This window comes from Comamonas sp. NyZ500 (assembly GCF_016772095.1).
In the GTDB taxonomy this organism is placed as follows: domain Bacteria; phylum Pseudomonadota; class Gammaproteobacteria; order Burkholderiales; family Burkholderiaceae_C; genus Comamonas; species Comamonas thiooxydans.
Genome location: NZ_JAEIJE010000001.1, coordinates 121369 through 143207, shown reverse-complemented (window position 1 = coordinate 143207; position 21839 = coordinate 121369). Strand labels below are relative to the sequence as shown.

Genomic DNA, 21839 nt, shown 5'->3' with positions numbered 1-21839 from the left:
CGCTCCTCAGTGCGCCTGGCGCTTGATCAGCCCCATGGTCTTGCCGATGATGCCCAGCATGACCTCGTCGGCACCGCCGCCTATCGAGCCCAGACGCCCGTCGCGGTACAGGCGCGAGACGCGGTTGTCCCAGGTAAAGCCCATGCCACCCCAGAACTGCAGACAGGTATCGGCCACTTCACGCGTCAGCCGCCCCGACTTGAGCTTGGCCATGCTGGCCAGTTGCAGCGCATCCTGGCCCGCCATATATATCTGAGCGGCACGATAGGTCAGTGCTCGCAGCGCCTCGACTTCGGTCTGCAGCTCGGCCAGCTTGAACTGCACCCATTGCTGATCGATCAGGGTGCTGCCGAACATCTGCCGCTGCTGTGCCCACTCGATGGTCTGCTGAATGCAGTCCTCCATGGCGAGCAGGCCGCTGGCCGAGGCCCAGAGCCGCTCCTCCTGAAACTGCTGCATCTGATAGATGAAGCCCTGCCCCTCCTGCCCAACCAGATAGCGCTGCGGCACGCGCACCTCGTCAAAGAACAGCAGGCCCGTGTCCGAGGAGTTCATGCCGATCTTGCGCAGCTTCTGCGCCACTTCCACGCCTCTGGTCAGCTTGCCGCGCGGGCCCTCCCGCAGCGGCACCATGATGAGACTTTTGTTCTTGTGCACCGGTCCATCGCCGGTGTTGACCAGCATGCACATCCAGTCCGCCTGAATGCTGTTGGTGATCCACATCTTCTGGCCGCTGATGATGTAGTCATCGCCATCCTTGCGGGCATGGCTTTTGATACCCGACACATCGCTGCCCGCACCGGGCTCGCTCACGCCTATGCAGCCCACCATATCGCCCGCGATGGCAGGCGCCAGAAACTGATCGCGCAAGGCATCGCTGCCAAAGCGTGCCAGTGCGGGCGTGCACATATCGGTCTGCACGCCAATGGCCATGGGCACGCCGCCGCAGCGGATATGGCCCAGAGTCTCGGCCATCATCAGGCTGTAAGAGTAATCCAGCCCCGAGCCGCCATAGGCTTCTGGCTTGGTCAGGCCCAGCAGGCCCAGATCGCCCAGCCCCTTGAACACCTGGTGCGCCGGGAAGATCTCCTCCTGCTCCCATTCATCGACATGAGGATTGATCTTCTCGTCGATATAGCGCTTGAGGGTCTTGCGCACTTCCAGATGTTCATGGGTCCATTGCATGGCTTGTCTCCGTCGAGTCCTGTTTGGAAGAAAAGGGAAAAGGTGCGGCACTACATGCGAGCGACCCCGAACTGCACGGGGCGCACCGTGCGCTGCTGCGCTTCGTGCAAGGTCTGCAGGCAGAACGAGAGCACTTCTCGGGTGTCGCGCGGGTCGATCACGCCGTCATCCAGCAGCAGTCCACTGGTCACCAGCGCATCGGCCTGGGCCTCGAACATGGCCACGATCTGGTCGTACTGCTTTTGCATCAGCTCGGCATCGACGGGCAAGCCCTTGCGTGCCATGGCGGCCTCGGTGACCTGGCGCATGGTGCTGGCGGCCTGCTCGCCGCCCATCACTGCCGTCTTGGCGCCGGGCCAGCTGAAAAGAAAGCGCGGCGCATAGCCGCGGCCGCACATTCCGTAGTTGCCCGCACCGAAGCTGGCCCCGCACTGAATGGTGATCTGCGGCACGGTGGCATTGGTCACGGCCTGGATCATCTTGCTGCCGTGCTTGATCATGCCGGCCTGCTCGCTGTCCTTGCCCACCATATAGCCCGTGGTGTTCTGCAGATAGATGATGGGATGATCGAGCTGGCACATCCATTGGATGAAATGCGCAGCCTTGTTGGCACCCGCCACATCGATGGGACCGTTGTTGGAGATCAGGCCCACTGCATGCCCCCCGACATGCGCCTGCGCACACAGCGTGGCCGCACCGTAGCCGGACTTGAACAGCAGCAGCTCGGAACCATCGACCAGCCGCGCCATGACTTCATGCATATCCACTGGCTCGCGATGGTGTGCCGGCATCAGCCCCAAGAGCTCATCGGCCTGGTAAAGCGGCTCGACGATTCCTGAACCAATAGCCTCCCGTTTGGATATATCAAGCGCTTCAGGCCTTTTCCACTGAGACAGCTGAGACACCACGGCGCGTGCCATGCCCAGGGCTTGGCGGTCGTCCTCCGCGAGATACTCGCCCAGCCCCGAGACACTGGTGTGCATCTCGGCACCACCCAGCTCTTCCTCGGTCGCAATTTCACCGGTCGCCGCCTTGAGCAAGGGCGGTCCAGCCAGAAAGGCACGCGAGCGACCGCGCACCATGATGACCACATCCGACAACCCCGGCATATAGGCACCGCCAGCCGTGCCCGAGCCATGCTGCACGGTGATGACAGGCAAACCTGCGGCCGACAACCGCGCCAGGTTGCGAAACAAGGCACCGCCCATCACAAAGCCCTCGACGCGGTAGCGCATGAGATTGGCGCCTGCACTCTCCACCAAATGAATAAAGGGCAGCTTGTTCTGCAGCGCGATCTCCTGCACGCGCAGCATCTTGTCCAGGCCTTTTTCCTGGATGGCTCCCGCCTCGATGCCCGAGTCGCTGGCCACGACCATGCAGCGCACGCCGCTGACAAAGCCGATGCCCGCCAACATGCCGCCGCCGGGCACGGATTTTTCAGGGTCTGCCCTGTCCTGCAGATAGCCTGCCAGTGAGCACAGCGGCAACCAGGGGGCACCCGGGTCCAGCAGCAAGGCCACTCTTTCGCGCGGCAGCAACTGGCCGCGCTTTTCAAACTGCGGCTTGGAGCGCTGCGATGCCTGGGCCGCCCGCTGCTCCAGCTCACGCAGCGCGGCGATGCGCGCCAGCGTGGCGGCCCGGCGCTGCTGCGCCTGCTCGCCGGCTGCATTCCATTGCGATGCAAAGACGCTCATGACTGAAACACCTTGGGAGTCTGGTAGAGAGAAAAGCCGTCAAATGCACGCACTGCGCCGCGTTGCTGCACCTCGGCACTGGCGGCCACCGGCCCCATGCCCATGCGCACCTGGGGACGGGCGCCATCGACGCGCAGCACCGTGCCGCTGATGAAACTGGCTGCGGGACTGAGCAAAAACACGATGGAGGCGGAAACCTCGGCCTCGTTGCCAAAGCGCCCCGCCGGCACGGTAGCGGGCATCTTGCGCAGCATGGCTGCCGCTTCGGGTGGGTAATGATCCATGCCGCTGGAGGCGATGTAGCCGGGTGCGATGGCATTCACACGCACGCCATGGGGCGCCCATTCCGCAGCAGCCGTCTCGGTCAAGCTGACCATGCCTGCTCGCGCCGCGCCGCTGTGCCCCATGCCCGGCATGGAGCCCCACATATCGGCCACCATGTTGACGATGGAGCCGCCATGCTCTGCCATGTGTTGCACAAAGCATTCGCGCGCCATGAGGAAGCCGCCTGTGAGATTGGTGTCCAGCACGGCCTGCCAGCCCTTGGCTCCGATGCTGGCCAGGGGTGCGATGTATTGCCCACCCGCGTTATTGACCAGGGCGTCGATGCGCCCGTGGCGGGCCAGAACCTCGGTCACCAGCGCTTTGACGGCAGCCTCATCCCGTATATCCGCTCCGTGCCGGCTGACTCTATCTTCCGATACTCCGGCCTGCTGCAACTCGGCTTGAACAGCAGCCAGCTTGTCCTGATTGCGTCCCACCAAGGCAACTGTGGCGCCCAGGGATGCCAGCTCGTGCGCAACACAGCGGCCGATGCCCGAGCCGCTACCGGTCACCACAACCACCTGCCCCGCAAACAATGCGGCACGGAATACGGATCGGTACATCAGTGCTCTCCAATGAATAAGGCCAGGGCTTGCTCGGTCAACTCATCCAGCGTCAGCCCGCGGCCCTCGGTAAACCATTGAGCCGTCCAGTTCAATGCACCGAAGATCAACAGGCGCGCAATCTCGGGACTGGCCTTGAGCTTTCCCGTGTGATGCAGCGCCTGCAGTGCAGGCATCCACTGCGCCTCGTATTCGTCTTTTTGCGCCCCCACATCCACACGCTGTTCATCACTGAGCAGCCGCCATTCGTAAAGCATGACGGGGATGAAGTCGCTCTCCGGACCGACCATGATCTGCAGATGATTGCGCACCAGGGCCCGCAGGCGCTGCACACCGCTGGCACGCGCCGTCAACCCATCGAGCGCAGCGGCCTGGCTCGCGGCAGCCTGTGCCATTCCATCGCGCATGACCGCATGCAGGATGGCCTCCTTGCTCTCGAAAAAATAGAACAGGGAGCCTGGCTGCATGCCTGCGGCTGCGGCGATATCGCGTGTGCTGGTGCCGTGAAATCCGCGCTGTCTGAACAGCTGCGCCGCGACCTTCACCAGCTCGCCACGACGCATGCTTTCATTGCGCTCATCGGCCGATTTGGGTGGCCTGCCGCGACCGCGCTTTTTTGCTATGACTGCTTCATGACTTGTTTGCATGAGACGCAGCATATCGGCCTTTGCTATTTTTACCAATCATTTGCTTTGTAAAAATAACTAGGGCTTGTACGCAAGGGTTTTCAAGCAATCAGCTCTCAACCGGCCTGGCACGGTAAAGGCCTGGCGAGCTGCCCGTCCAGCCCTTGAAGGCACGCTGAAACGCCGCTGCGTCGGCAAACCCCAGGTCTGCCGCCAGCTCCGTAAAACTGACTTTGCTGGTTCCCAGTCGGGAGACCGCGATATCCCGGCGTAGCTCATCCTTGATGGCCTGAAAGGAGGTGCCCGCAGCCGCCAGCTTGCGCTGCAGCGTAGGGGCCGACATGTTCAGCTCGGCGGCCGTGGCTTCCAGCCCCGCCCACTGCGGACGCGACTGCAGCAAATGGGCATGCACACGGGCATCCACACCTTCTCCCGTACGCGGCGGCATGATGGCTGCCGCCGGCCAGCTGGCCACAAAGGTCTGCAGTGCCTGCTCGTCGCGACTGCAGACACGGGCGAGCTTGCGCGCATCAAACCAGAATGCCGAAAACGGCAGACCGAAATGCAAGGGCGCCGGAAAGGTATCGCCGTAGTCGTTGGCGTAATCAGGCTGGCCGAAGGCAAAGTCAAAGTGCTGCACCTTGAGCGTTCCGCCCATCAGCCAAGCAGTAAGCCGCCACAGCACGCGCAGGGAAAACTCATAGAGGAAATTGGGCAAGGGCTCATCGCCCACAGGGCGCAGCACAATGCCCGCCAGCGCTCCATCACGCACCAGTTGCACATCCACCTGATCCTGCAGCAGCACATGGGCCTGGCACATGCGCTGCAACGCGGTCTCCATTCCATGCCCTGACAGGGCCTGACGCGCAATCAGCTCCAGGCTGCCGCGCTTGAGCGGTCTGGAGAACTGGCACATGGCCTCATCCCCCAGCATCTCCACCACTCGCCACATCAGCGCCACATACTGGTCTGCCGTGACTCTGGCGCCGTCCTGCGCCAGCAGCAAAGGGGCTATGCCGGCACGCAGCAGCAGCTCCTCGCAGTCATGGCCGCGTCTTCTCACCCCGGCAGCAATACCCCGCACCAGCGCCATGGAGATCGTGAAAGGAATGATGGAAGCAGCAGCCATGAACAGATCACATTGAGGTCTTTTGACATACGAAAGATGCGCTCGGCAATGGGTTTGCGCATCGGTAATTCCTACGATGACTCTCATTGCCCAACACCTGTTTGCCACTTTCCCAAGGAGCCCCCATGAGTCGCAATGTGTTTGTTGCCGGCGTAGGCATGATTCCATTTGCCAAGCCCGGAAAGAGTGATCCCTACTTCCAGATGGGCTCCAGCGCCACGTCCCTGGCGCTGGCAGATGCAGGCCTCGCGTATGACGCAGTGCAGCAAGCCTATGTGGGCTATGTCTACGGTGACTCCACCGCCGGGCAGAGAGCGCTTTATGAGGTGGGCATGTCCGGCATTCCCATCATCAATGTCAACAACAACTGCTCCACCGGCTCCACCGCACTGTTCCTGGCACGTCAAGCCGTGGCCAGCGGCGCTGCCGACTGTGTGCTGGCCCTGGGGTTCGAGCAGATGACCCCTGGCGCACTGGGCTCGGTCTTTAGCGACCGGCCCAGCCCCTTTGACCGATTCGAAGCGGAAACCGATGCCCTGGTCGGCGATAACGGCGTGCCACTGGCACTGCGCTACTTCGGCGGAGCAGGCAAGGCGCATATGGATCAGTACGGCACGCAGCTTTCCACCTTTGCCAAGATCCGCGCCAAGGCCAGCCGCCATGCAGCGCGCAATCCCCTGGCCCTGTTCCGCACCGAGGTTTCAGAGGAGGAGGTCATGGCCTCTCCCGTGATGTGGCCGGGCGTCATGACCCGGCTCATGGCCTGCCCACCGACCTGCGGCGCGGCGGCGGCCCTGCTGGTGTCGGAAGCCTATGCGCTCAAGCATGGCCTGGACCACAGCGTGCGCATCCTCGCCCAGTCCATGACCACGGACAGCCCCAGAACCTTCGAGGCCCACGACATGCGCGAAGTGGTGGGCTTCAGCATGGCACAGGACGCTGCGCGCCAGGTCTATGAACAGGCCGGTATCAGCCCCCAGGACGTGGACGTAGTGGAGCTGCATGACTGCTTTGCACAGAACGAATTGCTGACCTACGAGGCCCTGGGCCTGTGCCCTGTGGGCGGCGCGGAAAAGTTTGTCTGTGACGGCGACAACACCTATGGCGGCAAGTTTGTGACCAATCCCTCGGGCGGCCTGCTGTCCAAGGGCCACCCGCTGGGCGCCACCGGCCTTGCCCAGTGCACGGAGCTGGTGCAGCAACTGCGCGGCCGCGCCGATCAGCGCCAGGTTGCCAATGCCCGCCTGGCGATGCAGCACAACCTCGGCCTCGGTGGCGCCTGCGTGGTCACCCTCTACGAGCGCGTCTGAAGGAGTGGCCAATGATTGACACCCAATGGATAGGGCATGCCCTTCCCTCTTCCGAGCTCAGCCTGGACCGCAGCCGCCTGCGCTTCTTTGCCAAGGCCATCGGTGAAAACAACGCCATCTATACCGACCTGGAAGCCGCCCGCGCAGCGGGCTACCCGGACCTGCCCGCGCCCCCCACCTTTTTGTTTGCGGCGGAGATGGACAGCGGCGCGTCCGACCTGCTCCTGCAAACCCTGAACATCCCGATCGCCAAGATCCTGCATGGCGAGCAGAGCTTCTGCTATCACCGGAGCGTCTGCGCCGGAGACCGCATCACGGTGCAGTCCAGGATCGATGACATCTACAGCAAGAAGAACGGCGCGCTGGAATTTGTCGTGAAGTCATCGCGCGCTGTCAATCAGAACAACGAGTTGGTGGCCGAGATGCGCTCCGTCATCGTGGTTCGCAACTAGAAAGGGCCGGCAATGAACACCCCTCGCTACGACAAGGTCCAGGTTGGAGATGCACTGCCGCCCCTCGAACTGTCCCCGCTCAGCCGCACCACGCTGGCCTTGTTTGCCGGAGCCTCGGGCGACCACAACCCGATTCATATCGACACCGACTTTGCGCGCAAGGCCGGCATGCCCGATGTGTTTGCCCACGGCATGCTGGGCATGGCCTGGCTGGGGCGGCTGCTGACCAACTGGGCGCCGCAATCCAGGCTGCGCCGCTTCGACGTGCGCTTTCAGGGCATTACCCATCTGGCCAATGCGATCTCGTGCACGGGCCGCGTTATGGAAAAACGAGATGCGGACCGCAGCGTCCGCGTCGAGGTGCAAAGCACCAACCAGCATGGCCAGACCAAGATCGCGGGCGATGCCTGGATCAGCCTGCCCTGAGAACGTATTGATTCGCCCAAGGAGACAGCAATGACAGGAAAACTCGACGGCAAGGTAGCCCTGGTTTCAGGATCGGGCCGCGGCATAGGCCGCAGCATCGCCCTCAAGCTGGCCAGCGAAGGCGCACGCCTGGTCATCAACGACCTCGATGCCGAACCCGCCAATGAGACCCTGGCCCTGATACGCGAGATGGGCGGCGAGGCCGTTGCCTGCGTGGGCAATGTCACCCACACCGACTTTGCCGAGCGCTTTGTTGGCGCCGCCGTCCAGCAATACCAGGGACTGGACATCATCGTCAACAACGCCGGCTACACCTGGGACAACGTCATCCAGAAGATGAGCGACGAGCAGTGGTACGCCATTCTCGACTGCCATCTGACGGCACCGTTTCGCATACTGCGTGCGGCCCAGCCTGTTATCAGGACCTTATCCAAGACCGAGCTGGAAGCTGGCCAGCGCGTCATGCGCAAGGTGGTCAATATCTCATCGGTAGCGGGCCTGTTCGGCAATGCGGGCCAGACCAACTACTCCGTGGCCAAGGCCGGAATCACGGGCATGACCATGACGCTGGCCAAAGAGTGGGGACGCATGAACGTCAATGTGAACTGCGTGGCATTCGGACTCATCAAGACCAGGCTGACCAACTCCGCCGCCAATGGCGAGACGGCCCACATCGAAGGCCGCGACATCAAGGTAGGCGTGAACCCCGGCCTGATGGCAGCCATGGAGCAGACGATTCCCCTGGGTCGCGCCGGCACGCCCGACGAAGCGGCGGGTGCGGTCTACCTCTTTTGCCAACCCGAGTCGGACTACATCAGCGGCCAGACCTTGATGTGTACCGGCGGCCTGACAGGGGTCTGAACATGCTGCTGCCCAAACCCTTTCAACATGCCTGGATGAATGCAGATATCGATGCTTTCAGAGAGCAGGTAAGCCGCTACATAGAGCGCGAACTGGCACCCCATGTACCCGCCTGGCGCGCTCAGGGTTACGTGCCGCGCGGGATCTGGCGCGGCTTTGGCACATATGGCTTTCTGCTGCCCGAGATGGACGAGCAATGGGGTGGCGGTGGCGGCAATCTGGCCTATCAGTTGGTGGTGCAGGAAGAGCTGACCAAGGCCGAGGTACATGCCATCACCAGCGTGCACACCATCGCCTCGCACTACCTGCTGGCCTATGGAACCGAGGAACAAAAGCAGCGCTGGTTGCCCAGGCTTTGCAGCGGCGAATTGCTGGCCGGCATCGCCATGACCGAACCCAGCGTGGGCTCCGACCTCAAGGCCATGCGTACACGGGCCCAGCGCGATGGCGAGCACTACGTCATCAATGGCTCCAAGACCTTCATCACCAATGGCTACACGGCCAATTTGCTGGTGGTGGCCGTGCGCACCGGAGATGCCGGAAGCGGCGGCGTATCGCTGGTGGTGCTGGAGACGGAAAACCTGCCCGGCTTTCGCGTGGGCCGCAGACTAGGCAAGATCGGTCAGCATATTTCGGACACTGCCGAGCTGTTCTTTGAAGACCTGCGCATACCCGTCAGCCACCTGCTGGGAGGCACCGAGGGGCAAGGCTTCAAGCAGCTGATGAGCCAATTGCCCTATGAACGCATGCTACTGGGAGTCAGCGCCGCTGCAGCCATCGAGATGGCTGTTGCACTGACCGTGGACTACACCCAGCAACGCAAGGCATTCGGCCAGACGATTGCAGATTTCCAGAACACGCGCTTCAAGCTGGCCGAATGCGCCACCACGGCCCATGTGGTGCGCAGCTTTGTCAACGACTGCATACAGCGCCTGCTCGACGGCACTCTGGATAACGAGGCCGCCTATATGGCCAAGTGGTGGTGCAGCGAGCAGCAGTGCAAGGTGATGGATGAATGCCTGCAGCTGTTCGGCGGCTACGGCTATATGGAGGAATACCTCATCGCGCGCCTGTACACCGATGCCCGGATCCAGAAGATCTACGGCGGCGCTAACGAAATCATGAAGGACCTGATCGCCAGACGCCTTTTCGCCCAATAGCCTCGCATTGATCGCTTTCTCTGTTTCAAGAAAGGCCAGCCATGTATCTCACGCAAAGCTTGCGTCGCGCCGTGCAGCAGACGCCCCATGCCACAGCCAGCATCTACAACGGTCGCAAACGCAGTTTTGCGCAGCTGGAAGACCGCGTCGCCCGCTTCGCCGGTGCGCTGCAAGCGCTGGGCTCCCAGGCTGGCGACCGGGTCGGGATTCTGAGCCTCAACTCAGACTGGTATCTGGAGTACTACATGGCCTGCTACTGGGCAGGCGTGGCCGTCAACCCCATCAATATCCGCTGGAGCGCCAACGAGATCGCCTACTCTCTCGATGATTGCGACACCCGCATTCTGCTGGTGGATGACAGTTTTTCGCCTTTGACACCGGAGCTCCTCAAGCTGTCCCGCTCCCTGCAAACGCTGATCCATCTGGGCGATGGCCCTGCCCCGCAGAACATGCTCTCCTATGAAGCGCTGGTGGCAGACAGCAGCCCGGTTGAAGACTCCATGCGCAGCGGCGACGATCTGGCCGGCGTCTTCTATACCGGTGGCACCACTGGCTCTCCCAAGGGGGTCATGCTCTGCCATCGCAATCTCTATACCAATGCCATTTCGAGCGTGTCGTCACAGATCGTGCGCGCAGGCAGCATTGGCCTGCACGCAGCCCCCATGTTCCATCTGGCTGACGGTGCGTTCATGAATGCCCTGTTCGCCGCAGGCGGCTGCCATGTCATGGTGCCGCGCTTCGATCCTCTCGCGGTACTGCAGGCCATCGCCAGCACCGGCGTGACCGATACGCTGCTGGTGCCCACCATGATTCAAATGCTGGTGGACCACCCCGATCTGCACAAATATGATCTGAAGTCGCTGCGTCAGATGGCTTATGGAGCCTCACCCATCTCCGAGGGCCTGCTGGACCGGGCCATGCGGACCATCCCCGACGTGGATTTTGTGCAGGCCTATGGCATGACGGAGGTATCCCCCATCGCCACCATTCTTTCCCCCGAGATGCACCGCGAGCCAGGCCGGGCCAAGGGCCGCCACCGCAGCGCCGGACGCGCCACGGCCTGCACCGAGGTGCGCATCGTCGATCCCGAAGGGCGGGAGGTGCCACGTGGCGAGGTCGGTGAAATTGTGGTTCGGGGCCCCGGAGTGATGCTGGGCTACTGGAACAAGCCCGCCGAAACCGAAGCCGCCATCCGTGATGGCTGGATGCATACGGGGGATGGCGGCCGCATGGATGACGAAGGCTACGTCTTTGTCGTGGACCGCATCAAGGACATGATCGTTACCGGTGGCGAGAACGTCTACAGCATCGAGGTGGAGAGCGTTATTGCCACCCATCCTGCCGTGGCCTCGTGCGCCGTCATAGGCATTCCCCATGAGCATTGGGGCGAGCAGGTTCATGTCTTCATCGTGCTTAAGCCCGGACAGAGCCTGGAAGCCCAGGAGCTGATCCATTTCTGCAAGGAGCGCATCGCCGGCTACAAATGTCCCCGTGATGTTTCCTTTGTCGAGGCCATGCCGCTATCCGGTGCAGGCAAGATCCTCAAGACCAGCTTGCGGGCCCCGTTCTGGGCCCATCATGAAAGAAAGGTCACCTGATGTCTGATCTGGTTCTCTGGGAAGTTCGCAACGGCGTAGGTCATATGGTCCTGAACCAGCCCGAGCGGGGCAACGTGATCAGCACGGCCATGGCTCACAACCTGAAGGCAGTGGTAGAGCGGGCCTGCAACGCGGATATCGGTGCCCTGCTCATTTCCGCAAGCGGTAAGCAATTCTGCGTCGGGGGCGATATCAGCGAGTTTGGCGAACATCGCGAGCGACTGGCACCGCTGATCGGCGCCATGCTTGATCTGCTCAACCCTGTCATGCATCAGTTGGCCAGCTTGCCGCTGCCAGTCATCAGTGCCGTGCAAGGCCCTGTCGGAGGTGGCGGCATCGGGCTCGCACTGTGTGCGGACCTGGTACTGGCCAGCCGTCACATGTTTTTGCGCGGAGGGTACTCCGCCATCGGCCTGAGCCCGGATCTTGGTGTATCGGGCTATCTCACCCGCCGTGCCGGTGCTGCCAGGGCCAAATGCATTCTGATGAGCAACCGCGCCGTCGCGGCCGAGGACTGTCTGCGCATGGGCCTGGTCGACGAGCTGCACGAGCCCGAACAGTTGCTGGCAGCGGCAACCGCGCTGGCCGAAGAGCTTGCCGGTGGCCCCACCAACTCCCTGGCGGGCATCAAAAGCCTCTGTGACTCGGCACATCGGCAAGATCTTCAGCAGCAACTGAGTGCCGAGCGCGAAGCCATGCTGGCCTGCGCTCGCTCCGGAAACAGCCTCGAAGGCGTGACGGCCTTTTTGCAAAAGCGCAAGCCCGTGTTTCAGCGTCGCTAAATCGTTTGCCTGTTTTTTAGGCGCAACAGGCAAAGCCTTGCCAGTCAAGGCTTTGCGCATTTATTCCGATATTTACCCACAGGCCAGACCACATGTTCTGGGGATAAGCACGAAGCTGGTGTGTAATCACCGACATGCCCCGATTGATTGCACCCAGCAAGGACGAAAGTGCCCTGCTCCCTCCGTTTCTGGAATTGCCCGAACATGCAATCCACATACCGCAGTCCGAAACCGAATTTGAAGCCGCCTTCAAGGCCATGAATGCCGAGCCCGTGCTCGGCTTTGACACGGAAAGCAAACCCATCTTCAATATTGGTCAGCAAGACAGCGGCCCTCATCTGGTGCAGCTTGCCACGGCCAGTCAGGTCTGGCTGCTGCAACTGCATAGGCCCATGGCTCTGGAGGTGTCGCGCATGGTGCTGGCTGCAGAACATATCTGCAAGGTCGGCTTCGGGCTCGATAACGATAAACACTCCCTGCCCCGCAGGCTGGGGGCGCCGCTGATCAATATTCAGGATCTGGACAGCCGCTTCAAGCGGCTAGGCTATGGCCCATCAGTGGGTGTGCGCGCCGCCGCAGCGCTGGTACTCCAGCAGAGCTTTCGCAAGTCCAAGCGCACCACCACCTCCAACTGGGCTGCCACAGAACTCAGCCCGGCCCAGCGGCGTTATGCCGCCAATGACGCCCATGCTCCGGTCGTGATCTATGCCCGCCTGCCCGCCTGGGAAAGCACACAACCCGTCCTTGCCCGACGCGGCCCCAGGAGTCCGAGGTCGTGAGCGTTCAGCCCTCAGATCGCGAAAAGAAGCCAATCGTCAAAGCACCATAGACTCTGCGCCCGACAACGGGATTCAGGCAATCATTCTCCATTGCAGCTCGCTCTCGTCCTGCGCAGAACTCATGACACAATCCCGCCCTGCCTTCTTGGCCTGGTATAGCAGCGCATCGGCCCGAGCCAGTGCCTGCTCGAAATCCTGTGCGGAACTGAGTGCAGCGATGCCAAAACTGGCTGTTACCCTGAGTTGCGCAGCCAATCCTCCGAGCACCTGGCTTTGCAAGCGCTCACGCACACGCTCCACAATGGCTTGCGCTTCGAACAGCTGTACTCGCGAGAGCAGCAAGACAAACTCTTCTCCGCCGAAGCGGGCAACCAGATCGCAGTCTCTGACCTGCTGAGTCAGCAACTGTGCCAGTTGCTGTAGCACCTGATCGCCGGCCGCATGGCCCCAGTTGTCGTTGATGTATTTGAAATGATCGATGTCCACGGCAACCACGGCCCAGGGCACCAGCCGCTGATCGGCCAAGCGCGACTCTGCGGCCTCCATGAAGGCGCGGCGATTGAGCAGGCGCGTCAAAGAGTCACGGTTGCGCTCTTCGCGCAATGTCGTCATCACATCCCTGACCGAGCAGGCCAGCAGTCCTACCGCAAACCACATCGCAAACAGAAGCGCTATGGCCTGGGTGAGCAACCAGTATCCAGATCGGGTCAGCTCCTGCACTTCGTGAACGGGCAACAGACTTACGGCCGCCGGCCTGAACAAGGCATAACAGACGTTGAGCCCATAGGCCCAGCGCACGCCACGCTCCAGCCAGTCCTTTGACGAATCGGCCTTGAGAAACGCCGGCATGGCCAGGGCCAGCTGCAAGGCCATGGCCAGAGCCAGGCACTGCACGCGGACCCACAAATCATTCTCGATCCGGGAAAAATAGAACAGCGCGGACAGGGCGACGACAGCGATCAACAGGCCGCAGGGCACACTCGCCCCTGCAGCCCCCTGCCTCAGGGACACCCCTTGCGCCAGCGACCAGGTCCCCAGCAGATACAGACATGCCGTGGCTATTGCAAACTGGCTCAGTTGCGCATTGCTCATCAGGCTTTGCGCAGCCAGAGCCGTCGCAAGCAGCACATAACCGCCCACCAGCCAGAGCAGGAACAACGCACGCGGCTGTCGGCGCTGCACATACCAGCAAGCCAACAAGGCAAACCCGAACAACACCACGCAAGCCGGCGCAATCAAGGCAAAGTACAAATCTGCAGGCTGGCCCAATTTAGGTTCTCCGCGCAGGAAACTGTGAATTCAACGTCGTCCATTCTCCGGCGAGAAGTATCTCCAATATTCCGATACAGCGCTCGCTTTCACTCTGGCATAAGCACATAGCCATTAGGTCGTTCTCCTGAGTCAGCGTCCTGCCCATAATCAATGACGCCAAAGCCCGGGCTGTGGCGTTCGAATAACTTTCCAAAGAGACACACATGCGCATAGAGACACTCGCCGTACATGCCGGCTATTCCCCCGACCCCACCACCAAGGCTGTGGCCGTGCCCATCTACCAGACGGTGGCCTACGCGTTTGACAGCGCCCAGCATGGCGCCGATCTGTTTGATCTGAAGGTCCCTGGCAATATCTACACGCGCATCATGAATCCCACCACCGACGTGCTGGAAAAGCGCGTCGCGGCGCTCGAAGGCGGCATTGCCGCACTGGCCGTGGCATCGGGCATGGCTGCCATCACCGCCGCCATCCAGACCCTGGCCGAAACGGGTGACAACATCGTGTCGGCCAGCACGCTCTACGGCGGCACCTACAACCTGTTTGCCCACACCTTCCCGCAGCAAGGCATCGAGGTGCGCTTTGCCGATCCGCGCGATCCGGCCAGCTTCGGCAAGCTGATCGATGCCAGGACCAAGGCGGTATTCATCGAGTCCATCGGCAACCCGCTGGGCAATGTGACCGATATCCGCGCTCTGGCCGATGTGGCCCACCGGCACGGCGTGCCGCTGATCGTCGACAACACCGTGCCCTCTCCCTACCTGCTGCGCCCGTTCGAGCATGGCGCTGACATCGTCGTGCATTCGCTGACCAAATACCTGGGCGGCCACGGCACCAGCGTTGGCGGGGCGATCGTGGACAGCGGCAAGTTCCCCTGGGCGGAGCACAAGGCCCGCTTCAAGCGCCTGAACGAACCCGACGTCAGCTATCACGGCGTGGTCTACACCGAAGCACTGGGCCCCGCCGCCTTCATCGGCCGCGCCCGCGTCGTTCCGCTGCGCAATATGGGCGCCGCCATCTCGCCGCAGAACGCCTTCCAGATTCTGCAAGGCATCGAAACCCTGGCCCTGCGCATGGACCGCATCTGCGAAAACACGCAGAAGATTGCAGGAACGCTGCAAAAACACCCCAAGGTGGAATGGGTGCGCTATGCAGGCCTGAAAGACCACCCCGACCATGCCATCGTGCAAAAACAGTCTGGCGGCCGCGCATCGGGCATTCTGTCGTTCAGCCTCAAGGGCAGCGAAGGCCGTGCGGCCGGAGCACGCTTCCTGGACGCCTTGCAGCTGTTCACGCGCCTGGTCAATATCGGCGATGCCAAGTCGCTGGCCACCCACCCCGCTTCAACCACGCACCGTCAGCTGGATGCGGACGAACTGGCCAAGGCCGGCGTGACCGAAGGCATGGTGCGCCTGTCCGTGGGCATCGAGCATATTGACGATCTGCTGGCCGACCTGAACCAGGCCTTGGAACAGGTCTGAAGCGGGCTGAGACTCCGGCGCGCGACCTCAGGCATCGCGCGCCAGTCGCAGCCCCGTCATCTGCCAGCGAGCCGTTGCAGGAAAGAAGTTGCGATAGGTCAGCCGCGCATGACCGGCAGGCGTGAGGCAGGAGCCGCCGCGCAGCACATACTGGTTGACCATGAACTTGCCGTTGTACTCCCCCACAGCCCCCTCGGCCACGCGAAAGCCCGGGTAGGCGGCATAGGACGAATGCGTCCACTCCCAGACCTGGCCGATTGCGGCTCCCGCACGGGTGCCTGCTACCTCGGGGTGCAGACGGCCAGGCTCGCCGAAGCGGGACGCAGGCCAGGCCAGCCTGCCCATTGCCACCTCCCACTCCATCTCCGTCGGCAGGCGCGCACCGGCCCAGCGCGCATAGGCATCAGCCTCGAAATAGGAGATATGGCAGGCAGGTCTCAGTGCATGCAGAGCCGTCACGCCATACAGGCTGAACTCCTGCCAGCCCGCATCACCCGCAGCATCTTCAGCTTGCCTCCAGTACCAGGGGTGGCTCAGTTGCTGGGCCTGGCACCAGTCCCAGCCTTCGGCCAACCACCATTGAGGCTGGCTGTAGCCGCCATCCAGCACAAAGCGCAGAAACTCGCCATTGTTCACGGGCCTCGATGCAATCTGCGCAGCTTGCACATAGACACTGTGCCTGGGCATTTCATTGTCAAACGCAAAGCTGCCCCCGCCATGACCCATGCTGTAGATGCCCGCCTCAAGTGGCAGCCATGTGAGATCAGCATAGGCCTGCACGCAATTCTCCTCTGCCACCCCATCTGACGCATAAGCAGGCCAGAGCGGGTGACAAGAAAGCAAATGCTTGATATCGGTGAGCATCAACTCCTGATGCTGCTGCTCGTGCTGCAAGCCCAATGCGACGAGCTGAGCAACGGCCTGCTGAGTCGCCGGACTTTTCTCTTTCATGGCGGCCATCAGCGCCAGCATCTGCTCATCCACCACAGCGCGATAGGCCATGACCTGCGCCAGAGCCGGTCTGGTCAACAAGCCCCTCTGGGCTCTGGGATGGCGTGCACCCACCTGCTGGTAATAGGAGTTGAACAGCATGCGAAAACTGCCGTCAAAAGCCTGATGCCCTGGCTGGTGCACGGCCAGTACAAAGGTTTCGAAGAACCAGCTGGTATGGGCCAGATGCCATTTGGCAGGACTGGCATCCGGCATGGATTGCACGCAGGCATCTTCTGCAGACAAGGGCGCAGCCAGCTTTTGCGTGCAGGCCCTCACCAGCTCGAACTGCTGCGCCAGCACTATCCAGTCCCCGGCAGCAGGTGTCATGCAAAATGGCCGCGCCATGGTTTCAGGCATGGGCATGAATGACGGCAAACCATTGCTGCTCATCGGTCCAGACCCTGGGCTCGGCAAATCCCGTGCAAGCCAGCATGGAGAGGAAATCGGACAGCGGGTATTTGTAGCTGTTCTCCGTATGGATGGTCTCGCCCTGAGCAAAATAGCGCAGGCCCTGAGGCCAGCACACCATAACGGGGCGACGGGCGCGCAAATGCATCTCTATCCGCGATGTCCGGCTGTCGAAGCGCGCCTCATGCGCCCAGTCCTGAAGATTGAAATCGCTGCCCAGCAGACGGTTCACATGATTGAGCACATTGAGATTGAATTCGGCTGTGACGCCCTGCTCATCGTCGTAAGCGGCTATCAGAACCGGTACCGGCTTGGGCAGATCAATGCCAATCAGCAGCCCGCCGTCGCCCCCCAGAAGTGAATGCATATGTCCGAGCATATGCAAAGCCTGCTGCGTATCGAAGTTGCCGATCGAGGAGCCAGGATAGAACAGCTCACGCCGCGTCTGTGGCACGCCTGACGGCAAATGCCAGTCCCCCGTGAAATCCGCCGCAACTGCACGAGCCGTAAGTCGCGGGAAGTCGTGCTCCAGCCTGGCCACAGCGGCCTGCAGAAACTCGACCGCAATATCCACTCCCAGAAACTGCTGCGGCCCCACGCTGCGGCACAGGCGCCGCACTTTTTCGCAATTGCCCGCGCCCAGCTCTATCAACACCTGGCAACCCGCCATGGCTTGGGCGATCTCCAGGTCATAGCGGGCCATGATGGCAGCCTCGGTTCTTGTGGGGTAGTACTCGGGCAGCTCGGTTATCTGCTCAAACAGGGCGCAGCCATGCGCGTCATATAGGAACTTGGGAGAAATCTGCGCCTGCCGCTGCATCAGCCCCTGCGCCAGCTCATAGCGCAGATGCGTCGGGGGGGTATACGCGTCCAAGAAGCTGCAACCATCGTCCTGAAGCGGTGGCGGTCTCAACGAGGACGCCAGAGGCAATGGAATGCGCCCTGCGCGTGATGCAAACTCTATCGATGCTGCCTGCCTGTCCGGTGTCGCGCGCATGCTGATCCTCCTAATGAGCTGATCGCGCGATGCAGCCATTGCCCGCGCCATCACTGCCAAGCCTGCTTTAGACCCTCAGCCTAGCGCGGCCGGCAATCGGCAGAAGTAGGACTGAAGCCAGCGATCCTTTTACTGCATGCGCATGCAGCAATGCTGACAAAGTCAATACTGGCCAAAGAATTCAGCAAAAAAAATCGGTACCCCGCGCTGGCGGAATACCGATCTAAACATACACCCTAGCCTCCGAAGTCATCAGGCCATGCCGACCTGCTGACTCCGATGCACCGCAGAGCCTGCGGTGCGTGCCTCGCCTGCGGGAAGAAGGCCGCAGACAAGAACACTCTTTGCCGTGAAGCTATCAGAAGCGATAGCCCACACCCACACCCACCAGCCATGGGTCAACCTTGAACTTGGTGTTTTCAAACACGCCTGCACCTGTGACCTTGGTACCCAGATACACCTTCTTGATGTCGAAGTTCAGCGACCAGTTCTTGTCCAGCGCATAGTCGAAGCCGATCTGCAGCGCGCCGCCAAAGCTGTTCTTCTTCACGGTCACGGCACCATCCAGGATGTCCACGTTCGAGAAGCGTGTGTAGTTCACGCCTGCCCCCACATAAGGCTTGAAGGCCCCGAAGTTGGTGAAGTGGTACTGCGCCAGCAAGGTGGGGGGCAGATGCTTGAGCGAACCGATCTTGCCGCCATTCAGGCGCACATCATGCTTTTGAGGATAGGTCAGCACCAGCTCAGCCGCAATGTTGGGCGTGAAGAAGTAGGACACGTCCAGCTCAGGCATCCACTTGTTGTTGATGCTCACGCCTGCGTCTCCGGCAGCGCCACCGTTGTCGCTGTCCAGATGCAGAGCACGCACGCGAACCTGCCAAGGGCTGGAGCCGTCAAACGAAGATTGGGCAAAAGCGGTACCGGCCGTCAGGGCGCTGGCAACAGCAGCAATCGCGATCAGAGTCTTTTTCATGGGTTCTTTCCTTGAAGAATTGGGTGAGAGCAATGCTTTGCATCCCTTGGCATCCCTTGGCATCCATTGAAACAAAGCCACTGCCACACGGGTTTGTCCCAGGTCAACCCGCACACCAACACCGCAAAGAAAAAAGCGGACGTTGCCCATCGGCCACGTCCGCCCAGGATACTGATGAAGCGCAAAAATTTGCGTCAGCAGTGATGGTAGTCGTCAATTCGGATGAGCCACCCTGGCTGGTCGCAGCTTGTGCCACAACTCCACGCACACCACAACCGCACCGCCAATGACGGCCCCAACCAGCACATGCACCAACACCGGTCCCAGCGCTGCAACAATACCGCCCGTGGGCACAATCACCTGCTCTATCCAATGTTCGACCGGCTCTATGCCGTGCACCAGCAAGCTACCGCCCACCATGAACATGGCAGCCGTACCCACGATGGACAGCCCGCGCATCAGCCACGGGGTAAAAGCAATCAGACCACGGCCCATGGCCTTGGCAGCGCTGCTGCTCTTGGCCATCAGCCAGCCGCCCACGTCATCCATGCGCACGATCCCGGCCACCAGTCCATAGACGAACACGGTGATGGCCAGAGCTACAGCGATCAGCACCGAGGCCTGCTCCCAGATGGGTTTGGCGGACACCGTACCCAGCGCAATCGCCATGATTTCGGCCGACAAGATAAAGTCCGTGCGCACGGCCCCCTTGACCTTCTGCTTCTCGTACTCCATCGGGTCCATCTGCTTTTCACGCGCGGCACGCACCGATGAAGGCGCAACACCTTTATGGGCCGCCTCCTCGGCATCCACCACGGCGTCATGCGCATCATGCTTTTGATGCTTGTGAAACAGCTCCAGGATCTTCTCCACGCCCTCAAAGCAGAGAAACGCGCCCCCCACCATCAGCAAGGGCGTGATCAACCAGGGCACAAAAGCGCTGATCAACAGCGCCGCCGGCACCAGGATGGCCTTGTTCATCAACGAACCTTTGGCCACTGCCCAGACCACGGGCAGCTCCCGGTTGGCCTTCACTCCCGTAACCTGCTCGGCATTGAGCGCCAGGTCATCGCCCAACACGCCGGCCGTCTTCTGCACCGCAACCTTGGTCTGGGTAGCCACATCGTCCAGAATTGCCGTGCTCTTGCCTGCCGCGGTCTTGGTCATCAAGGCCACGTCGTCGAGCAAGCTAGCAATATCGTCTAGCAACATCAAAAGGCCGGCACCTGCCATCGCTTCTCCCGCTGGTTTGCAAAATCGCCATCATGCCTGCAAACCGTGCCACGATTGCGACAGGAAATTGCCAATCAGCTGCGCGCTCGGCACGGCACTGGCTTTGCAGCGACAATGAGCGCCCTCATCGAACGGAAACCCTGTGACTCAAGCCATCGCCCATGCCGAACTGATTGCCAGCTACCGCAAACTTGCCGCAGAGGCCGCCAAGAAGGCGGAACTGGTCAAGGCCGCAGCGGGCAAAGGCCCCAAGACCATTGCAACGGTCAGCGAAACCGCTGCCAAGGCCGCGCGCCGCCGTGATGTGATGGCCGCCAGGCTGGCCAAGCTCGGCGTCGTTCTGCCCGACTGAGCCTCAACAAGCAGTCTTCTTCGGGCAGTCTTCCTATTTGCTGGTCTTGAAGCCCTGTGTCGCCGCCCAGGCAGCCACATCGTCGCGACGGATGGCCGCTGCCATGAGCTGCGGAAAGGCATCGGGGGTGCAGGCAAACGAGGGCACGCCCAGTGCCGCCAGCTTGGCCGCCAGTTCCGCGTCATAGGCCGGAGCTCCCTCGTCGCTGAGCGCCAGCAGCGTGATGAACTGCACGCCTGCTTCCACCAGCTCGTTGGCGCGGCGCAGCAGGCCCGACTCCACACCGCCTTCGTAGAGGTCGGAGATCAGCACCAGAATGCTGTTGCGCGGCTCGCTGATCAGCCCCTGGCAATAGCCGACCGCACCGTTGATATCGGTGCCGCCACCCAGTTGCACACCAAACAGCACATCGACGGGGTCGTCGAGCTTTTCCGTCAGATCAACCACGGCCGTATCAAACACCACCAGCTTGGTGGCCACGGCCGGCAGACTGGCCATCACCGCACCAAAGATGCTGGAATAGACCACCGAGTTGGCCATGGAGCCGCTCTGGTCAATGCACAGAATCACCTCGCGCTGCGGGCGGCGCGCCTTGCGTCCATAGCCGATCAGCGTCTCCGGAACAATGGTCTTGTACTCGGGCTGCCAATGGCGCAGGTTGGCGCGTATGGTGCGATTCCAGTCGATTTCTGCATGGCGCGGGCGTCGGTTGCGCTGGCTGCGGTCCAGCGCCCCGGCCACGGCACTGCGCATGGGCTCTTCGAGCTTTTTCATCAGCTCGTCCACCACCTTGCGCACCACCAGCCGCGCCGTGGCCTTGGTGTTCTGCGGAATCACCGAGCCCAGCGAAATCAGGTCCGCCACCAGATGCACATCGGGCTGCACATTCTCCAGCATCTCGGGCTGCAGCAGCAGCTCGCGCAGATTCAGACGCTCCATGGCATCGCGCTGCATGACCTGCACGACCTGGCTCGGAAAGTATTTGCGGATATCGCCCAGCCAGCGCGATACCGAGGGCGAGGAGTTGCCGCGTCCGCCCTTGCGCGATGCCAGCTTGCTGTCTTCCTCATACAAGGCGGCCAGCGCCTGGTCCATCTCCTGCAAGCGACCCGTCACACCACCGCAACTGGCGTCAGCGGGGCTGCCCAGCACCATGCGCCAGCGCTGCAGCCGCGTGGTGGGCTGCAGCTCTTCGGACTCCTGTTGCGGCTCGGTCGCCAAATTTGCTGTTTGATTCATCG

At 61.7% G+C, this 21839-nt stretch carries 21 protein-coding genes; 10 read left to right on the top strand and 11 right to left on the bottom strand.

All coding sequences use genetic code 11. From position 1 onward, the window contains the following. Positions 1-6: 6 nt before the first annotated feature. From JAO85_RS00675 to JAO85_RS00655, 5 genes are all read right to left on the bottom strand, one after another. Positions 7-1185 carry an acyl-CoA dehydrogenase family protein gene (locus JAO85_RS00675; RefSeq protein WP_039048447.1) on the bottom strand — a complete coding sequence of 393 codons (1179 nt, stop codon included), beginning with the start codon at positions 1183-1185 and terminating at the stop codon, positions 7-9. Between the two features lie 50 nt (positions 1186-1235). Then, the gene (locus JAO85_RS00670; RefSeq protein WP_039048446.1) at positions 1236-2879 is read right to left on the bottom strand and encodes an acyl-CoA carboxylase subunit beta; all 1644 of its coding nucleotides are present in this window, start codon (positions 2877-2879) and stop codon (positions 1236-1238) included. Further along, on the bottom strand, positions 2876-3766 hold the full coding sequence (locus JAO85_RS00665) for an SDR family oxidoreductase (RefSeq protein ID WP_003069767.1): 891 nt from the start codon (positions 3764-3766) through the stop codon (positions 2876-2878). Before JAO85_RS00665 ends, JAO85_RS00670 begins: the two co-directional genes overlap by 4 nt. Further along, positions 3766-4413 (bottom strand): TetR/AcrR family transcriptional regulator, encoded by a 648-nt coding sequence (locus JAO85_RS00660; protein ID WP_237734645.1) that lies wholly within the window; start codon positions 4411-4413, stop codon positions 3766-3768. Before JAO85_RS00660 ends, JAO85_RS00665 begins: the two co-directional genes overlap by 1 nt. Positions 4414-4501: 88 nt before the next feature. Beyond that, on the bottom strand, positions 4502-5521 hold the full coding sequence (locus JAO85_RS00655) for an AraC family transcriptional regulator (RefSeq protein ID WP_012837849.1): 1020 nt from the start codon (positions 5519-5521) through the stop codon (positions 4502-4504). A gap of 125 nt (positions 5522-5646) precedes the next feature. Between JAO85_RS00655 and JAO85_RS00650 the strand changes: the two genes are divergently transcribed. The 8 genes from JAO85_RS00650 to JAO85_RS00615 all read left to right on the top strand — a co-directional run bounded on the left by JAO85_RS00650 (position 5647) and on the right by JAO85_RS00615 (position 12889). Continuing rightward, positions 5647-6831, top strand: coding sequence for a lipid-transfer protein (locus JAO85_RS00650; RefSeq protein ID WP_039048444.1), 1185 nt, complete (start codon positions 5647-5649; stop codon positions 6829-6831). A gap of 11 nt (positions 6832-6842) precedes the next feature. Beyond that, on the top strand, positions 6843-7283 hold the full coding sequence (locus JAO85_RS00645; protein WP_039048443.1) for a MaoC family dehydratase N-terminal domain-containing protein: 441 nt from the start codon (positions 6843-6845) through the stop codon (positions 7281-7283). A gap of 12 nt (positions 7284-7295) precedes the next feature. Beyond that, complete coding sequence (locus JAO85_RS00640; RefSeq protein ID WP_039048442.1) at positions 7296-7709, top strand: MaoC family dehydratase; 414 nt, start codon at positions 7296-7298, stop codon at positions 7707-7709. 30 nt (positions 7710-7739) lie between these two features. Next, the gene (locus JAO85_RS00635; protein WP_012837845.1) at positions 7740-8570 is read left to right on the top strand and encodes an SDR family NAD(P)-dependent oxidoreductase; all 831 of its coding nucleotides are present in this window, start codon (positions 7740-7742) and stop codon (positions 8568-8570) included. A 2-nt stretch (positions 8571-8572) separates the two neighbouring features. Continuing rightward, a complete protein-coding gene (locus JAO85_RS00630) occupies positions 8573-9730 on the top strand; it encodes an acyl-CoA dehydrogenase family protein (protein ID WP_202787226.1) in 1158 nt (385 codons plus the stop codon). Between the two features lie 41 nt (positions 9731-9771). Next, entirely contained in the window at positions 9772-11328 is a 1557-nt protein-coding gene (locus JAO85_RS00625; protein ID WP_039048441.1) for a long-chain fatty acid--CoA ligase, read from the top strand. Then, complete coding sequence (locus tag JAO85_RS00620) at positions 11328-12110, top strand: enoyl-CoA hydratase/isomerase family protein (protein ID WP_039048440.1); 783 nt, start codon at positions 11328-11330, stop codon at positions 12108-12110. Before JAO85_RS00625 ends, JAO85_RS00620 begins: the two co-directional genes overlap by 1 nt. A gap of 134 nt (positions 12111-12244) precedes the next feature. Further along, positions 12245-12889: a 3'-5' exonuclease gene (locus JAO85_RS00615; RefSeq protein ID WP_012837841.1), complete on the top strand. Its 645-nt coding sequence runs from the start codon at positions 12245-12247 to the stop codon at positions 12887-12889. A gap of 72 nt (positions 12890-12961) precedes the next feature. On the opposite strand, the gene JAO85_RS00610 is transcribed toward JAO85_RS00615, so the two are convergent. Further along, positions 12962-14158 carry a diguanylate cyclase gene (locus JAO85_RS00610; protein WP_039048439.1) on the bottom strand — a complete coding sequence of 399 codons (1197 nt, stop codon included), beginning with the start codon at positions 14156-14158 and terminating at the stop codon, positions 12962-12964. Between the two features lie 206 nt (positions 14159-14364). On the opposite strand from JAO85_RS00610, the gene JAO85_RS00605 reads away from it, so the two are divergent. Continuing rightward, complete coding sequence (locus JAO85_RS00605) at positions 14365-15642, top strand: O-acetylhomoserine aminocarboxypropyltransferase/cysteine synthase family protein (RefSeq protein WP_039048438.1); 1278 nt, start codon at positions 14365-14367, stop codon at positions 15640-15642. A 27-nt stretch (positions 15643-15669) separates the two neighbouring features. Here the strand turns inward: JAO85_RS00605 and egtB are convergent, their stop codons facing one another. The 4 genes from egtB to JAO85_RS00585 all read right to left on the bottom strand — a co-directional run bounded on the left by egtB (position 15670) and on the right by JAO85_RS00585 (position 20246). Continuing rightward, entirely contained in the window at positions 15670-16998 is a 1329-nt protein-coding gene (egtB, locus tag JAO85_RS00600) for an ergothioneine biosynthesis protein EgtB (protein WP_039048437.1), read from the bottom strand. Next, positions 16985-18040, bottom strand: coding sequence for an L-histidine N(alpha)-methyltransferase (egtD, locus tag JAO85_RS00595; RefSeq protein WP_370552182.1), 1056 nt, complete (start codon positions 18038-18040; stop codon positions 16985-16987). Before egtD ends, egtB begins: the two co-directional genes overlap by 14 nt. Before the next feature lie 358 nt (positions 18041-18398). Then, positions 18399-19013 (bottom strand): OmpW family protein, encoded by a 615-nt coding sequence (locus JAO85_RS00590; RefSeq protein ID WP_039048435.1) that lies wholly within the window; start codon positions 19011-19013, stop codon positions 18399-18401. A gap of 213 nt (positions 19014-19226) precedes the next feature. Further along, positions 19227-20246 (bottom strand): DUF808 domain-containing protein, encoded by a 1020-nt coding sequence (locus JAO85_RS00585; protein WP_003069734.1) that lies wholly within the window; start codon positions 20244-20246, stop codon positions 19227-19229. A gap of 142 nt (positions 20247-20388) precedes the next feature. Here JAO85_RS00585 and JAO85_RS00580 point away from each other — a divergent pair, with 142 nt between their 5' ends. After that, complete coding sequence (locus JAO85_RS00580; protein WP_003056494.1) at positions 20389-20598, top strand: hypothetical protein; 210 nt, start codon at positions 20389-20391, stop codon at positions 20596-20598. Positions 20599-20631: 33 nt separating this feature from the next. On the opposite strand, the gene JAO85_RS00575 is transcribed toward JAO85_RS00580, so the two are convergent. Next, a complete protein-coding gene (locus tag JAO85_RS00575) occupies positions 20632-21837 on the bottom strand; it encodes a VWA domain-containing protein (protein ID WP_034351664.1) in 1206 nt (401 codons plus the stop codon). Positions 21838-21839 lie beyond the last annotated feature (2 nt).

What these genes read in the sequence shown, in the direction of transcription:
- JAO85_RS00675 (WP_039048447.1), bottom strand. Translation starts at nt 1,185, where the DNA reads ATGCAATGGACCCATGAACATCTGGAAGTGCGCAAGACCCTCAAGCGC.
- JAO85_RS00670 (WP_039048446.1), bottom strand. Translation starts at nt 2,879, where the DNA reads ATGAGCGTCTTTGCATCGCAATGGAATGCAGCCGGCGAGCAGGCGCAG.
- JAO85_RS00665 (WP_003069767.1), bottom strand. Translation starts at nt 3,766, where the DNA reads ATGTACCGATCCGTATTCCGTGCCGCATTGTTTGCGGGGCAGGTGGTT.
- JAO85_RS00660 (WP_237734645.1), bottom strand. Translation starts at nt 4,413, where the DNA reads ATGCAAACAAGTCATGAAGCAGTCATAGCAAAAAAGCGCGGTCGCGGC.
- JAO85_RS00655 (WP_012837849.1), bottom strand. Translation starts at nt 5,521, where the DNA reads ATGGCTGCTGCTTCCATCATTCCTTTCACGATCTCCATGGCGCTGGTG.
- JAO85_RS00650 (WP_039048444.1), top strand. Translation starts at nt 5,647, where the DNA reads ATGAGTCGCAATGTGTTTGTTGCCGGCGTAGGCATGATTCCATTTGCC.
- JAO85_RS00645 (WP_039048443.1), top strand. Translation starts at nt 6,843, where the DNA reads ATGATTGACACCCAATGGATAGGGCATGCCCTTCCCTCTTCCGAGCTC.
- JAO85_RS00640 (WP_039048442.1), top strand. Translation starts at nt 7,296, where the DNA reads ATGAACACCCCTCGCTACGACAAGGTCCAGGTTGGAGATGCACTGCCG.
- JAO85_RS00635 (WP_012837845.1), top strand. Translation starts at nt 7,740, where the DNA reads ATGACAGGAAAACTCGACGGCAAGGTAGCCCTGGTTTCAGGATCGGGC.
- JAO85_RS00630 (WP_202787226.1), top strand. Translation starts at nt 8,573, where the DNA reads ATGCTGCTGCCCAAACCCTTTCAACATGCCTGGATGAATGCAGATATC.
- JAO85_RS00625 (WP_039048441.1), top strand. Translation starts at nt 9,772, where the DNA reads ATGTATCTCACGCAAAGCTTGCGTCGCGCCGTGCAGCAGACGCCCCAT.
- JAO85_RS00620 (WP_039048440.1), top strand. Translation starts at nt 11,328, where the DNA reads ATGTCTGATCTGGTTCTCTGGGAAGTTCGCAACGGCGTAGGTCATATG.
- JAO85_RS00615 (WP_012837841.1), top strand. Translation starts at nt 12,245, where the DNA reads ATGCCCCGATTGATTGCACCCAGCAAGGACGAAAGTGCCCTGCTCCCT.
- JAO85_RS00605 (WP_039048438.1), top strand. Translation starts at nt 14,365, where the DNA reads ATGCGCATAGAGACACTCGCCGTACATGCCGGCTATTCCCCCGACCCC.
- egtB (WP_039048437.1), bottom strand. Translation starts at nt 16,998, where the DNA reads ATGCCCATGCCTGAAACCATGGCGCGGCCATTTTGCATGACACCTGCT.
- egtD (WP_370552182.1), bottom strand. Translation starts at nt 18,040, where the DNA reads ATGCGCGCGACACCGGACAGGCAGGCAGCATCGATAGAGTTTGCATCA.
- JAO85_RS00590 (WP_039048435.1), bottom strand. Translation starts at nt 19,013, where the DNA reads ATGAAAAAGACTCTGATCGCGATTGCTGCTGTTGCCAGCGCCCTGACG.
- JAO85_RS00585 (WP_003069734.1), bottom strand. Translation starts at nt 20,246, where the DNA reads ATGGCAGGTGCCGGCCTTTTGATGTTGCTAGACGATATTGCTAGCTTG.
- JAO85_RS00575 (WP_034351664.1), bottom strand. Translation starts at nt 21,837, where the DNA reads ATGAATCAAACAGCAAATTTGGCGACCGAGCCGCAACAGGAGTCCGAA.